The organism is Lysinibacillus sp. FJAT-14222 (assembly GCF_001278875.1).
Classification (GTDB): domain Bacteria; phylum Bacillota; class Bacilli; order Bacillales_A; family Planococcaceae; genus Lysinibacillus; species Lysinibacillus agricola.
This window is the reverse complement of record NZ_LIYL01000033.1, coordinates 1-14,249: the sequence shown is the minus strand read 5'-3', so window position 1 is coordinate 14,249 and position 14,249 is coordinate 1. Positions and strand designations below refer to the sequence as shown.

Genomic DNA, 14,249 nt, shown 5'->3' with positions numbered 1-14,249 from the left:
CTAAAAAACCTCCCAAACAACTACTTAACGAAAAATATCATTGAATTTAGTTAATACTTCAAGCTGCTTTGCTTCTGCACCTTTCCAGTTCACGTTTAGCTGAGGAATTTCATCTAAGGCTGCACGATCCTTAACAGGTATATCTTTGTTGCCTGGTAGTAAGTAAGCATTGGCTACAAGCTTTTGCCCTTCATCTGACAGTAAAAAATCAACGTACGCTTTTGCACTCTCTACGTTTTTTGCATCCTTCAAAATACCAACAGCACGTGGACTGACAACTGTTCCATTTTTTGGATAAATAATTTCTACTGGCTCACCATCAGCTTTTGCTTTATAGGCCATGTAATCTACCCCTGAAATTGTGGCATTTTTGTCACCAGTAATAACAGCATCTAGCGCTTCCTTATTAGCACCATTCACCTGTAAACCATTTTCCTTCCACTTTTCCATCGTAGTCCAAGCTGTTTTTTCAGCTTCTGTATATCCGAATAGGAAGTCTACAGCAGAGCCTGATAAGCTAGGGTCTGGTATATTGATTTTATTTTGCCATTCAGCTTTTGCTAAATCTGCCCATTCTGCTGGAGCCTGCTGCGTATTTTTCGTATTATAAGCAATTCCTAATGCCGAGGCACTGTAACCATAGTAATAACCTTCTGCATTTGACCAATCGCTATTGATTTTCTTTGCACCTTCAGCATCTTTATAGCTTTGAAGCTGATCTGTTTCCTTTAAACCATCCATTGAAGCGACAGAGGCTAGTACAACAACGTCTGCTACAGGATTATTTTTTTCCGCTTCTAAACGCGATAATATTTTGCCTGTTGTCCCTTGGAACATCTCTACTTTTATCCCTGTCTTCTCTTCAAATGCTTGTTGAATATTCGCCGCCAAACCATCTGGACCAGCAGAGTATACCGTTAAAGTTTGCTCTTCTTTCGGCTTTGCACTTACTTTATCATTCTTCTCTACCTCTTTATTTCCACAGCCCGCTAATGCTAATGTTAAAAGAATTCCAGCTGTAGCGAATAGTTTCAAACCTCGTTGTTTCAATGGTAACCCTCCAATTGATATATTTGTTTTTTATCTATAAAAACTTCAAGCTGCTTACCGTGTTCAATAGGTTCTGCTTCGTAAAAGCTCCAGTGCTTTCCTTCTACCTGTGCCTGCACTAAATAACGATCACCAACAAAAGTACTTTTTACAATCATCGCTTGTTTTGCAATCGTACCTGGGCGTGATAGTCTGGAAACTCCTTCAGGTCGCACAATATAATTACCTTTATCAAACCAGTTCACTTTGCCGATAAAATCTGCTACATACGGTGTTGCTGGGGCGTGATATATTTCTTCTGGTGTTCCCACCTGTGCAATTCTTCCTGCTTCCATCACAATAATTTGATCTGACATCGTCATTGCCTCTGTTTGATCATGTGTGACAAAAATAGCCTGACAATCTAGCTCGTGAATAATATGCATGATTTCATCTTGCATTTTTTCTCTTAGTACTGCGTCAAGCGCCGATAATGGTTCATCAAACAAAATAAGCTGAGGATTTGTCGCAAGTGCCCTTGCTAGTGCTACCCGTTGCTGCTGTCCCCCTGATAACTCCCCAGGTTTTCGTTTTTCAAATCCTTCCATTTTCACCAATCGCATAACATGCTTCACTCGAGCCGGAATGTCTGACTTTGGAACAATTCCCTTCAGGCCAAAAGCAATGTTTTGAAAAACAGTCATATGTGGCCACAATGCAAAATCTTGAAAAACCATCGCAATATTTCGCTTATTTGGTTTTACATTCTTCCGGAGTTTAGATGAGTAAATAATGGTTTCATCAAAACCGATTTCTCCATTTGTCGGTTGTTCAAGACCTGCTAATATTTTTAATAATGTTGTTTTACCGCAACCTGATTGTCCTAAGATGGTGATGAATTTGCTGTTCAGCTCCACATTAATGGGCCAAAGCGCTTGAGCCTGTCCATATTTTTTCTCGATATTTGTTAATGAGATTTTCATCATATCCTCCTCGTTAATTACAACTATAAATTCCAGATATTTAGAAAATATTAATCTACTATTAATAACTCGTTAAAAAAAATCTAATAAACTAAAGTAAAACTAAGATTTTTTCTAATTTACTTTAGGAGGATAAAATGAATAATATGAAGTTACAGGCATTTTGCCTACTTGTAGAATTTAAAAAATTAGCTCCTGTTGCCAAAGAGCTTGGTCTTACAGCACCGACCGTATCCTTTCATATTCGTTCCATTGAAGAGGAATATGGCATCCGTTTATTTCGGACAAATGCAGGTGGATACCGTTTAACAGAAGCAGGAGAAGGGCTCTATCATTATGCTCGCCAAATTGTACAGCTTCAAAAAGACATGAACCGCTTTATCGAAAATCTTTTAGCTGGTAATATCGGCTCCATTCGTCTTGGCGCAAGCGGGCTACCCGCACATATTTTTATGCCAGATATTATTCATCAGGTTTCTACAGCTTACCCAGACATTCGAATATCGCTAGAAGTAAAAACAGCTCCCGAAATTGAACAAAAGGTAGCACTTCAAGAATTAGATTTCGGGCTCATCATGGAAACAAAGCAAGAAAATTCGTCTCTTATTTACGATACAATCGGCGAAGATTCCCTTGTTTTAGCATTAAGCCCTACCCATGAGCTTGCAGCAAAAAAGGACATCACAAAAGCAGATGTCCTAAAAAACAAAGTATTATTGCATACATCTTCAAGTTCAACGAATCATTTTATAGAAAAATGGATGGACCCATTTCACCCATCCATTTATACGATCGAGCTAGATTCTGTTAGCACTATTAAGAAAATGCTTACTTTCGGAAAAACAATTGCGTTTTTGTCAGTTGCCCTGATAGAAGATGAGTTAAAATCAGGACTTTTGATAAAGAAGGACCTACACGATGTGACACTTAATAGAAAGATTCAACTTATTTATCCTAAATCTCGTCTAGATAACAGAATGGATACATTTGTAAAAACTTCAATTTACGATTTAGCAAAGCAATTAAAAATATATCCTCATATGACATAATAATTCCGTAGTCAGCCAGCTGTTTTTCGGAATATTTACTTTTAGCCATAAAAATACTCTCCATTAAATAATCAGATTTTATTTTTTCATCTGCCTACTTAATGGGGAGCATATCAACAATTTTGTACAGTTTTTAATTTGACAAACATTATTCCAAAGCTACATTAAGCGTTCTATTGTTTCGGGCAGTGAGCCTGCAAACTCTTTGAGTGTTTGCTAGGCTTTTTTAATTGTCCATAGAAAAAAGGGGCAATTTTTATGAATTAGTACTTATGTATGAACATCATCCTACCTTTCCCACTATCATTATAGAGAAAACTCATTATATAACAAACTAAATACTTAGTATCCAAAAAATATTCAGGATGATTTGAACCCATTTTCCTGTAGTAAATTGTAAAAAATCTGATAATATTTAATGGTAAAATAAAAAATGTCGTCTGACATCTGACTTAGAACAACTTTTGATCGATAAATAATACATACAACTGGAGGTACTCATATTGAAAAAATTAATGATTGGCCTTTGTTTGATAGTTTTGTTAGTAGCAGGCTGTTCAACAGCTTCGCCAGAAAAAGCGCAAGATGACTATAAAATTGGTATCTTGCTCTCAGATGCAGGGCTTGGTGATGAATCGTTTAATGACTCAGCTTTTAAAGGGCTTGAAAAAGCACGAGATGAGCTAGGTATTTTGTTTGATTATAAAGAGGCGCCTGATGGCAATTACGAACAGAAGCTAGAAGAACTTGTCGAAGAAAAATATAACGTCATTATCGGTCTTGGTTTCTCTGTACAGGAGGCACTGGAAAAAACTGCGAAGAAATATCCTGATCAGCAATTTGTCCTTATTGACGGACAATCAGATGTTGCAAATATCACTTCAATAACATTTAAAGAGCAAGAAGGCAGTTTTTTACTTGGAATGGTTGCAGCAATGACGAGTATAACTGGAAAAATAGGGTTTATTGGTGGTGCAAATGTTCCGGTTATCCATCATTTTGAAAACGGCTTTATTGAGGGAGCTCAATATTTTAATCCAAATATCGAAATTGTTAGTGAGTATGCTGGCACATTTGATGATACCGACGCAGGTGCCGCAATCACAGAACGTTACATAAAGAACGGCGTAGATTTTATTTATCATGCAGCGGGATTCACAGGCTTTGGTGCCATAAAAAAAGCTGAAGAAATGGGTGTATATGCAGCGGGAGTTGATATTGATCAATTTTACATTGCAGAAAAAACTGTCGTAACATCCATGTTAAAAAATGTCGACCAAGCTGTTTATAAAATTGCTAAAACATTAGTCGAGGACGGGCAAATTTCTGAAAAATCGTTTTCGTTCGGTCTAGCTGATAATGGAGTCGGACTTGCGGATATACGTATTATTAAACTTACATCTGAGCAACAGGCTGCCATAGAAAAAGCACAAGATGATATTGTCTCGGGTAAAATAAAAGTTACCGCAGAAAAGGGGAGTATCCAGTGACGTTACGAAAAAAATTATTTATGAACATACTTATTCCAATTGTTCTCGCAATGGCTATGATTGGTTTTATTATCGTACAAACATTTGATATTCAAACAACTGCACAAGATGATACAGCACTTTTACTCGCAGTGAAAGAACTTGAACAAAGTTTAGTTGTAGCGAGCCAATCATTAAACAATTACACTTATTTAGATAGTGAGGCCAATAAAAATGAAGCTCTTTCAATTTTACAAGAAGCGAAAGTAAATTTAGAAAACCTCTCGACTATTGCAAAAATATCTGAGCATAAGACAATCATCAAAAAAATCGAGAGCAAATACGAGGAACTGGAAAAAGCTACCGAAACAGGATTTCTTGCTAACAACCGTCCTGCGATAAAAAAACAAGCAATAAGAATATCCGGCATATTAAACGATATGCATCTACTGAAAAAAGAAACAAATGAATGGTATCAAGAAATGAATGATTTGGCAAAGCAAAAAATTACTTTTATAATTACAACAACAATTATTGGAAGTATCCTCCTAATTATTGCTACCATCATTTTTTCGTATGTCGCAACGAAAAGAATTACAAATCCGATTAATCGGATCGTGGATTGTGCACAATTGGTGGCTTCAGGGAATTTGACAATAGATACCTCTACCCTATCCTATAAGCAAGGCAGTCGAAATGAAGTTGATCAACTGACAGAGAACTTTTCCAAAATGATTGTTAGCTTAAAAAGCACCGTAAAATCCATTGACGATGTAGGTGAAAATGTTACTCTATTTACAAACGATGTTACAAGCTATATTGAAACTGTTAATGAAGGCAATAAACAAATTGCTATATCCACGGACGAATTGGCAAAAGGAAGCCTAATTATTTCAGAAGATATCCAGTCAGCTGCTATCCTCATGAATACGATGGCAGATCAATTTACAATAGTTCAGCAGACTAGCGAACAATCAGCAGCAAACGGTAAACAGGCACTTGCTGCTATTCAAATTGGCCATAATTCACTAGAAAAGCAATCCTCTATCGCGAAGGATATTTCATCTACATCGCTTGATATTAAAGAGGCTGTTACGCAATTCTCTCAATTCACAACAGAAATTGAAGGCGCCGCTAATGCAGTCCATGCTATTGCTAATCAAACAAATCTATTGGCATTGAATGCAGCAATCGAAGCTGCACGGGCTGGAGAAGCTGGAAAAGGATTCGCAATAGTGGCAGAGGAAGTCAAAAAACTTTCAAATGAAACAGAAAATGCAACTAGTTTAATCTCTTCAATGGTCACACATATACAACACGGTATCACGACCATTCTTTCTACTGCTGAGCATGGACATCAGCTTTCAAAAGAGCAGTCACAATCAATGTTAGATACAGAAAAGTCTTTTGAGGCAATTGCTTCACATGTTTTAACCATAAATGACCAATTACAACACCTTGCTAAGGATATGGAGCAAACAAGCGAAATGAGCCAGCAAATGAATAGTGCCATTGAAAACATTTCCGCTATTACGGAAGAAACCGCAGCAGGAACAGAAGAAATTTCTGCTTCCACTCAAGAGCAGTTAGGATCCTTCCAAAAAATTAGTGAAAAGGTTTCAGAACTTCAAGAAATGACAAATACATTGTCTGTAGAGCTAAAAAAATTCACATTATAATGATCAATGCAGCTTTAGGATAAATTAATAACATATGGCAAGAAAAAACAATATCCCGAATAACGGACATTATTCGGGATTTTTCTTAATGATATATTAAAGTTAAACCAGCATCAATTAGAACTATTGATCCTGTCCACTGCTTGCTCTGTCAATACCGCTTCCAGCTCAAGCATAATAACAAGCCTTCGCATAGAATCCAAAGATGAAACTACTAGTGTGATTACTTATTTCAAGATAAATATTTCATTGTTAAATGGAGAACTGCAACTTCATTTCCGGTGTTTTCATAGCTATGCTTTCGATTTGCTTCAAATTGAATAGAATCAAATTCGTTTAATTCATACATTTCTTGTCCTACTTGAATCGAAATTTTCCCTTTCATTACTGTTACAAATTCAATAGCTCCTTCATGATGAGGTTCTGCCTCATATATGCTATACGGTTGCAAACAAGCACGATGCATTTCCAATCCTGTTTCTTTTTTGTAACGAAATATAGTCTCTAATCGCCACATTTGATTTTCTTCTATAATAAATCCTTCTCCGCAGCGTGCAACATTGACTATATCTTCTATAACCATAAGCCGTGACAACGGAATAGATAATCCTTTTGTAATCTTCCAAATGACGCCTAATGTAGGATTCGTTTCTCCTCTTTCAATTTTTCCTAGTGTTAATTTACTAACACCCGTTTTCTTTGCTAACTCTTCTAAACTTAATTTTTGTTCATTGCGTATTTGTCGTAACAGTTGACCAACTTGCAGAATTACTTCTTTTGTTTGCATATCCTCTTGTTCTTTCATAGGAACCCCTCTTTCGGTATATTATAGTTTACTTTTTATATAAATAATTATATTATAGTATATATTCAGAAAGGAGCGAACGAAATGCGCGCTATCTTATTAGGTATTTTATCATCTGCGTTTTTTTCAGCTACATTTATTATAAATCGAATTATGAACGTATCAGGAACAAGCTGGGCTTGGACTGCCTCCTTCCGATTTTTATTCGCTTTACCCATTTTATTCTTTATCGTCCTATTTCGCAAAAACCTTCGTCCACTATGGGTAGAAATGCGTAAAAATCCTTTGGCATGGATTGGTTATGGAACAATAGCTGGGGTTGGATTTTATTCCTTATTAAGCTATGCTGCTGTATTTAGTCCTGCATGGCTCGTAGCAGGTACATGGCAAATAACCATTTTAGCTGGTTTGTTATTATCTCCGTTATTTTTTATTACATTGGAGACGAAGTCAGAAGTTAAACGAGTTCGCGGTAAAATGCCTTTGCGAAGCTTACTTGTTGCCTTATTTATTTTAACAGGTGTCATTTGTATGCAATTAACAGAAGCTGGGGATATTACTGTTTCTCAATTTTTATCCGGCTTCCTCCCTGTAGTCATCGCCGCATTCTTATATCCTTTCGGTAATAGAAAAATGATGGAAGTCGTTGCTGGTCGCTTAGATACATTCCAACGCGTGTTAGGCATGGCAATTGGCAGTCTTCCTGTCAGTATTATATTAGCGATTTATGGTTGGACTACAACTGGCATACCAACATCTGGGCAAATGATGCAAGGTTTCTTATTAGCATTATGTTCGGGTGTTATCGCCACAATGACATTTTTCTTCGCTACTGACTTAGCGAAAAATAACCTTTCTTTATTAGGGGCAGTGGAGGCAACACAAGCTGGAACAATGGTGTTTACTGTTCTTGGTGAAATCGTTTTTTTAAACGGTTCTTGGCCTGTTGGATTATCTTTAATCGGTATGATTATTATCATGATTGGAATGATAGCTAACAGTATTTTAAATCGTTCTGTTCCTGTATCCAAACTAAAGAAAACAGCATAGTTTTCCTTTCTCCAAGTAGCATTTTACATTGTGTATAATGCTACTATTTTTATGTTGTCAAAGAATTATAGTTTGTTCCCCTCTTCCGTTTTTACGTTTATCTAAATTTTTGAATCCCTGACCGTATATTTAAACATGTAATGTATCCAAAAATCTAATGTATTGTGTAATACCTAATTGTCCATATACATAGTTTATATTAAAACGGAATCATTACAATTTAAAAAGATCGTAACTTCTGGGAGGTACATGTGGAACGTCTTCATATTCCTAAATATCTATTTAATTTTTGGCTCATTTTCATTTTATTTTTATTCTTTATTCAACCATTTTTAATAGTCTACTCGACATTTGAGACTATCGCTTCTTCCATTTTGAATCTTAATACTATATTTATAAGTATTTTAATAGAGGCTCTCCCCTTTGTGCTAATCGGAGTCCTTATTGCAGGATTTATTCAAATCTTTATAACGGAAGATCATATTCAAAAGTGGATTCCTAAAAATAAATTTATGGCAGTTTTAATGAGTTGCATTGTAGGAGCATTATTTCCTGCTTGCGAATGTGGAATAGTACCTATCGTTCGAAGGTTGATTTCAAAAGGAGTACCTATCCATGCCGCAATAGGATTTATGTTAACCGGGCCTCTTATTAATCCGATCGTTATTCTCTCTACCTATATGGCATTTGGCAATGACATAAAAATCGCAGGCCTACGAATGATTTTAGGCTTCTTCATTGCTATTATAGTATCTTTAATTATTAGCTTGTTTTTTAAGGGGACACAATTCAAACCAGGGATTCAAACAGATTCATCACGTATAGACGTAATTAAAACTTCATTCATAAAAAAGTTGTTTAATATGTTAAAACACTCTATAGATGAATTCTTTGACATGGGAAAATATTTAATAATAGGGGCATTTTTAGCTGCACTTGTACAAACGTATGTGTCGACAAAAACATTAGTCGAAATAGGGAATGATGTATCCTCTTCAATAGTAGTAATGATGGGCTTAGCATTTATTTTATCACTTTGCTCTGAAGCGGATGCATTTATAGGGGCTTCTTTTAGCGCTATTTTCTCCACGCCTTCTATTCTAGCATTTTTAATTTTAGGACCTATGATTGATCTAAAAAATACAATTATGTTGATAGGCGTATTTCGCTTTAAGTTTGTAATGTGTTTATTAATTTTAATAGCCGCTGTTGTCTATTTTAGTTTATTTATACTTTCAAGTTATATATAAGGGGGAAAACATGAAATTTCACTTCCAACAAGCAGTAAGAGCTATCATTTTATTAGCTTTTTTTGCCATGATTTTCAACCTACATTGGACTGAAGAAATAACAAAATTCATTAATCCAAAATACGAAAATTTAAGTAAAACAGTTGCTATTTTATTCCTACTTTTATTTTTTGTTCAAGTGACAAGAATTTTTTCTTTTTCAACTAAAAAACAACATTGTTACAGTACTGAACACGCTTGTTGTACTCAACACGATCACGGAGATTCACCAATTAATAAAAAAAAGGTATTTTCTTATCTAGTTATCATTACTCCATTACTTACGGGTTTCTTTATGCCTGCGAAGGTACTGGACGCTTCTATAGCTGACAAAAAAGGAGCCTCTTTGATTCTTACTAAACAATCCAAAACATCTAAAATAGAAGACTATATCACTTCAAATAAAACCGTTAACGAAAATATATATGACGAACATGCTCAAGATCCAATGTTGATGGAGGAAAGGCAGGAGATGCCTAAAAAAGAATACGAGCTTTTAAAGCAACAGCTCTCACAAAATCAAACTATTAAAATGACAGATAAGGATTACACTATTTATTATGAGGATATTAATAAAGATTTATCAAAATATCTAGGAAAAAAGATACAATTGAAAGGTTTTGTTTTAAATGAAGATAGCTTTCCTCAGAATCAATTGGTCATTTCAAGATTTCTCATTACGCACTGTATTGCTGACGCAAGTATAGTAGGCTTTCTAGCAGAATTACCAGAAAACCATACTCTAGTTAATGATACATGGATTGAAGTAATTGGAACAATCGATATTACAACATACAATGGAGAAAGCTTACCCGTTATTAAAGTGGATAATTGGGTGAAAATAGAAGAACCTGAAAAACCTTATCTATATCCAATTGATATTCTCATAAGCTTTTAACATAATATTGACAAAAGGCAATGAGGGATCACCTTCATTGCCTTTTACAGTATATTTTAGAATCGAAAATATTCAGACCAATTTAAATATACGAACTTTTTTGTTTATTGTACACCGATATAAAAAGCAATAATTAAACCAATTAAAGCAATAACCATCCAAATCAAAATTAATTTCCAAATGAATTTGACCCATTTGTCATATGGAATACCTGCAATACCAAGGTAGCCCATAAGCGCTGCTGAAGTAGGAATAATTGAGTTACTAATTGCATCACCATATTGGAAGGCAAGAACGGCTAATTGACGTGGCATACCGAGAATATCCGCCAATGGAACCATGATTGGCATCGTTGTCGCAGCTTGTCCACTTCCAGATGGAATAAAGAAGTTAGTAAATGTTTGTGCAATAAACATTCCAATGACACCAAATACAGGTGGCAATTGGCTAATAACATGTGATAACCCATAAACGACAGAATCAATGATTGCCCCGTTGTCCATTACAACTAAAATTGTACGAGCGAAACCTACAATTAATGCACCAAATGCAACAAGTTTCATCCCTTCAACAAAAGCAGCGAATGTATTATTAACACCTAATTTACCAACGATCCCTGCTAAGAATCCAATAATCATAAATGATGCGGCTAATTCATTTAAAAACCAATCTTGTTTTATTACTCCGTACATATTAACGCCAATTCCACCGAAAAGAATAACTAAAACAAGTTTACGATTCCAAGTGAATTCAGGAATTTTGTTATCATCTGTACGTACAGTACGATCGATTTTTTCTCCATATAGCACAGAAGCTTTTGGATCAGCTTTTACTTTTGCGGCATATCGCATTACGTAGAAAATTGCTGCTGCTAAAATAAAGACATAAACACAAGAACGGAATAAGAATCCTGAGAAGATTGGAATTTCTGCAATCCCTTGTGCAACTCCTACTGTAAATGGGTTTAACATACCTCCGATAAATCCACTTGCTGCCCCTAGCGTAATCATTGCTGTACCAACGATGGCATCATAGCCAAGTGCAATGGCGATACCAATTCCAATTGGGACGAAAATAATATTCTCTTCTGATGTCCCTGTCGTAAAACCAAGAATTGAGAAGATGATCATAATTAACGGAATGAGAAATTTATCTTTCGTTTTTAATTTTGAGACAACGGCATTAATCCCTGCATCAATTGCCCCTGTTGTTTTGATGATGCCAAATGCTCCACCAAGTAAAAAAATGTAGAAAATGATTTGTGATCCAGCTTGCATCCCTGCAGGAATCGAAGTAAATAATTCGAAAAATCCGACTGGATTCTGTTCTACTGAATGGTAACTACCATCCACAACATATTGCTTACCGCCAACCTCTTCTTTGTCATATTTACCAGCTGGAATAACATAAGTTCCGATTGCAGCAATAAGTATTACTATAAAAATAATTGCATATGTATGCGGTACTTTTATCATTTTTTTCACAATCAAATCTCCTCCCTTTTTATGCGAATAGTTATACTATACAACAATATGATATAGAATTGTATATAGTTTTTCTCGAAAAAACATTAAGTTTATCTTAATATCATCATTTTTCTCTCTTTTTCGGCTCCTAAAAGTTGAAAATATATTAATTTTTAAAAAGGAATTATTAATTTTAAAAAACAAAAAGTTATACAAAAAATACGATTTTATGAGCTATTCATTGCATTAGAAATAACTGATATGAATCGTTATTTATTATTATGGGAATTGAACATGAATGGAAACTAAGAAGTCAATTTGCGGAAATCAGAGCCTTCTCATTAATCGGGATGGATAAAAATAGTTAATCAACACACCTCTTAAAACTTTTAAAAAAATTCACTTGTATCACACCAAAACAGTATAGGAATGAGCACAATAACAAGCGATTCGGCAACCAAATTAAAGAGAAGCTGAAGAAATCAAACGAATATGAAACCCGTTTTACAGAGTAGAAAAATCAAGAAGCAAAGAATTGATGGATTAGGCTTGGTTGTAGCTATTGTAAAACAAATATTAGAACTTCATAACAGCCGCTTTGGCGTATGAAAATGGAGTCAAATTTTACTCTGACTTGAGAGTAATTAGTGCATATTATGGAAAATATTAGATGTAAGAAGAGAGTTAAAAACCAAGAAAAATCACTCATTATTTTTCAAATGAGTGACCTTCCCCTTATAATTTCAGGGTTAATGGTAGATGTGTCAAACGTCGACAGGTACATTCTTTATTGGAAGTTTATCAGACGCTACTTGAATTGTTGCACCGTTTATTTCTGTTGTCTGAGTACTAGCGCCAAGCAGGTAGCCCGACCTGTTTCGTTTGGTTCAATCCACTTCCATCTAGTAAATAATTCACTTTTTTTGCAGTGCAGTCGCCAATTTCCTTCCAATAGAAGTGGGAGACTTCTGTAGCTGATGCTTCGCTTTCGCTACAAAAGACATTTGCCGAAATGAGTTAATGAAAATATCTATTGCCCAGATTTACTTTATCGAGTTGCCTTTTTCTCGCTCAATCATCTTTCGTTTTTGAATTTGTTGTTCTGTGAGTTGTAAAGATTTTTTTAGCGTCTGCGTCCTCTTAGCTTGTTGAAGTGCAATAATAACTGCTGGAATTAAGCTAGCCTCAGAAACTGGTTTAACTAGATAACCCATAATATTATCTTGCCTAGACTTTTCTACAAATTCTTTTTGACTGTAGGCAGTAATTAACAGCACTGGTACATCCACCTGACGACCAATAACCTCACTTGCTTTTAAACCATTTAGTTTTGGCATTTCAATATCCATTAACACAAGATCTGGTTTTAAATTAAAAGCGAGTTCAATCGCTCGATCCCCATCTCCTGCTTCTCCGACTACCTCATAACCGTGATTCCGAAGCATCATTTTTAAGTCCAGTCTGATAATCGGTTCGTCTTCAGCAATCAAAATCCGTTTTTTCATAAACCATCACAACCTTTCTGGACAGAAAGAATACTATAATTTTTTTACTCGAATTAATGAGAACACACACAGATTACATGCAATACTTACATGTTGAAACTCCTTTGTTGAGCAAAAGAAACTCCTGTACACTTAGCAAGAAGCATTTGTTCGATTAAATCAGATAGGTAGGCACCAGCTTCAAGCGAAGTCAGTCCTTCTTTATGAATATTTGAAATTACCGTCCGATCGGCTTCAACTGTTTTTTCAGTAGGTCGATAAATCATGTATGCACTCAAGCTTTCATCTGTATTTAGACCTGGCCTTTCACCAATCAATGAAATAACAAGGTCACAATTAACAATTGCAGCTACTTCGTCTTGCACCCATACACGCCCTCGCTTAATAAAAAACGGCTTTGCGACGCTAATATTTTTTAATTTTAGCCCTTGTATTAAAGCAGGTAGTAAATCAACTACATTAGCTTCCACAGCCGAGGAACTCAAGCCATCACAAATAATAATTTGTACTTCTTTTCCTTTATCCCCGTTTTTCTCAAGAAACTTCACTGATTCATCTGATAACTTTCGTCCAGAATCTAAATCCATTAAGTAAGATTTCATATCGCTAGCTTTTGTCTCCAGTTTTTGCAAACCCATATTCTGAAGAAAATCATCACTTACATCTCTTGACACAGCATCCTGTGCAGCTGCATGATCAATCAAAAATTGTAAATAACTTGTCGTTAACATACGGGTTCCAGTTCGACCAATACCAATACGGGCAGGCGTAATACTTTGTGCTCGCTCAATAGATGCAGCGTTATGTGGTTCGTCTACCCCTTGTATCCGTTCTTCGGGGAAATATATGATTTCTTCTGTTTTTTGATCGGTATCGGCTTTTGGCAAATTCATATTTTTCTTCACTTCTTCTACTACTCTTTGAACAATTTCTTGAATATCCATTTTGCTCCTCCCTCTATAAATGTTGATATATCAACGGTTTGACCCGTTTTTAAGAGTGATAAAAAATTTTTTTATCACAACTT

13 protein-coding genes are annotated in these 14,249 nt (G+C 35.4%); 6 read left to right on the top strand and 7 right to left on the bottom strand.

Going from position 1 to position 14,249, the window contains the following annotated elements:
• Positions 1-24 precede the first annotated feature (24 nt).
• Both AN161_RS14595 and AN161_RS14590 read right to left on the bottom strand, forming a co-directional pair.
• Entirely contained in the window at positions 25-1,050 is a 1,026-nt protein-coding gene (locus tag AN161_RS14595; protein ID WP_082340101.1) for an ABC transporter substrate-binding protein, read from the bottom strand.
• A complete protein-coding gene (locus AN161_RS14590) occupies positions 1,047-2,015 on the bottom strand; it encodes an ABC transporter ATP-binding protein (protein WP_241774568.1) in 969 nt (322 codons plus the stop codon). Before AN161_RS14590 ends, AN161_RS14595 begins: the two co-directional genes overlap by 4 nt.
• Positions 2,016-2,149: 134 nt before the next feature.
• Here AN161_RS14590 and AN161_RS14585 point away from each other — a divergent pair, with 134 nt between their 5' ends.
• From AN161_RS14585 to AN161_RS14575, 3 genes are all read left to right on the top strand, one after another.
• Positions 2,150-3,061: a LysR family transcriptional regulator gene (locus AN161_RS14585; protein ID WP_053595073.1), complete on the top strand. Its 912-nt coding sequence runs from the start codon at positions 2,150-2,152 to the stop codon at positions 3,059-3,061.
• 503 nt (positions 3,062-3,564) lie between these two features.
• A complete protein-coding gene (locus AN161_RS14580) occupies positions 3,565-4,551 on the top strand; it encodes a BMP family ABC transporter substrate-binding protein (RefSeq protein ID WP_053595072.1) in 987 nt (328 codons plus the stop codon).
• Complete coding sequence (locus AN161_RS14575) at positions 4,548-6,209, top strand: HAMP domain-containing methyl-accepting chemotaxis protein (RefSeq protein ID WP_053595071.1); 1,662 nt, start codon at positions 4,548-4,550, stop codon at positions 6,207-6,209. The genes AN161_RS14580 and AN161_RS14575 overlap by 4 nt, the downstream gene beginning before the upstream one ends.
• 232 nt (positions 6,210-6,441) lie before the next feature.
• On the opposite strand, the gene AN161_RS14570 is transcribed toward AN161_RS14575, so the two are convergent.
• On the bottom strand, positions 6,442-7,014 hold the full coding sequence (locus AN161_RS14570) for an XRE family transcriptional regulator (RefSeq protein WP_053595070.1): 573 nt from the start codon (positions 7,012-7,014) through the stop codon (positions 6,442-6,444).
• Between the two features lie 84 nt (positions 7,015-7,098).
• Here AN161_RS14570 and AN161_RS14565 point away from each other — a divergent pair, with 84 nt between their 5' ends.
• The 3 genes from AN161_RS14565 (at position 7,099) to AN161_RS14555 (ending at position 10,251) form a co-directional block, all read left to right on the top strand.
• Positions 7,099-8,064 (top strand): multidrug resistance efflux transporter family protein, encoded by a 966-nt coding sequence (locus tag AN161_RS14565; protein ID WP_053595069.1) that lies wholly within the window; start codon positions 7,099-7,101, stop codon positions 8,062-8,064.
• A gap of 251 nt (positions 8,065-8,315) precedes the next feature.
• Positions 8,316-9,314: a permease gene (locus AN161_RS14560; protein ID WP_053595068.1), complete on the top strand. Its 999-nt coding sequence runs from the start codon at positions 8,316-8,318 to the stop codon at positions 9,312-9,314.
• A 10-nt stretch (positions 9,315-9,324) separates the two neighbouring features.
• The gene (locus tag AN161_RS14555; protein WP_053595067.1) at positions 9,325-10,251 is read left to right on the top strand and encodes a TIGR03943 family protein; all 927 of its coding nucleotides are present in this window, start codon (positions 9,325-9,327) and stop codon (positions 10,249-10,251) included.
• Positions 10,252-10,355: 104 nt separating this feature from the next.
• On the opposite strand, the gene AN161_RS14550 is transcribed toward AN161_RS14555, so the two are convergent.
• The 4 genes from AN161_RS14550 to eutC all read right to left on the bottom strand — a co-directional run bounded on the left by AN161_RS14550 (position 10,356) and on the right by eutC (position 14,166).
• The gene (locus tag AN161_RS14550) at positions 10,356-11,726 is read right to left on the bottom strand and encodes a Na+/H+ antiporter NhaC family protein (protein ID WP_053595111.1); all 1,371 of its coding nucleotides are present in this window, start codon (positions 11,724-11,726) and stop codon (positions 10,356-10,358) included.
• Positions 11,727-12,481: 755 nt separating this feature from the next.
• Entirely contained in the window at positions 12,482-12,550 is a 69-nt protein-coding gene (locus tag AN161_RS30610) for a hypothetical protein (protein ID WP_241774572.1), read from the bottom strand.
• A gap of 210 nt (positions 12,551-12,760) precedes the next feature.
• On the bottom strand, positions 12,761-13,222 hold the full coding sequence (locus AN161_RS14545) for a response regulator (RefSeq protein WP_198926886.1): 462 nt from the start codon (positions 13,220-13,222) through the stop codon (positions 12,761-12,763).
• An 86-nt stretch (positions 13,223-13,308) separates the two neighbouring features.
• Positions 13,309-14,166: an ethanolamine ammonia-lyase subunit EutC gene (gene eutC, locus AN161_RS14540; protein ID WP_053595066.1), complete on the bottom strand. Its 858-nt coding sequence runs from the start codon at positions 14,164-14,166 to the stop codon at positions 13,309-13,311.
• Positions 14,167-14,249 lie beyond the last annotated feature (83 nt).

Bases quoted from the DNA above. Each gene is read 5' to 3' on its own strand.
- AN161_RS14590 (WP_241774568.1), bottom strand. From the start codon at position 2,015: ATGATGAAAATCTCATTAACAAATATCGAGAAAAAATATGGACAGGCT.
- AN161_RS14585 (WP_053595073.1), top strand. From the start codon at position 2,150: ATGAATAATATGAAGTTACAGGCATTTTGCCTACTTGTAGAATTTAAA.
- AN161_RS14570 (WP_053595070.1), bottom strand. From the start codon at position 7,014: ATGAAAGAACAAGAGGATATGCAAACAAAAGAAGTAATTCTGCAAGTT.
- AN161_RS14565 (WP_053595069.1), top strand. From the start codon at position 7,099: ATGCGCGCTATCTTATTAGGTATTTTATCATCTGCGTTTTTTTCAGCT.
- AN161_RS14555 (WP_053595067.1), top strand. From the start codon at position 9,325: ATGAAATTTCACTTCCAACAAGCAGTAAGAGCTATCATTTTATTAGCT.
- AN161_RS14550 (WP_053595111.1), bottom strand. From the start codon at position 11,726: ATGATAAAAGTACCGCATACATATGCAATTATTTTTATAGTAATACTT.
- AN161_RS14545 (WP_198926886.1), bottom strand. From the start codon at position 13,222: ATGAAAAAACGGATTTTGATTGCTGAAGACGAACCGATTATCAGACTG.
- eutC (WP_053595066.1), bottom strand. From the start codon at position 14,166: ATGGATATTCAAGAAATTGTTCAAAGAGTAGTAGAAGAAGTGAAGAAA.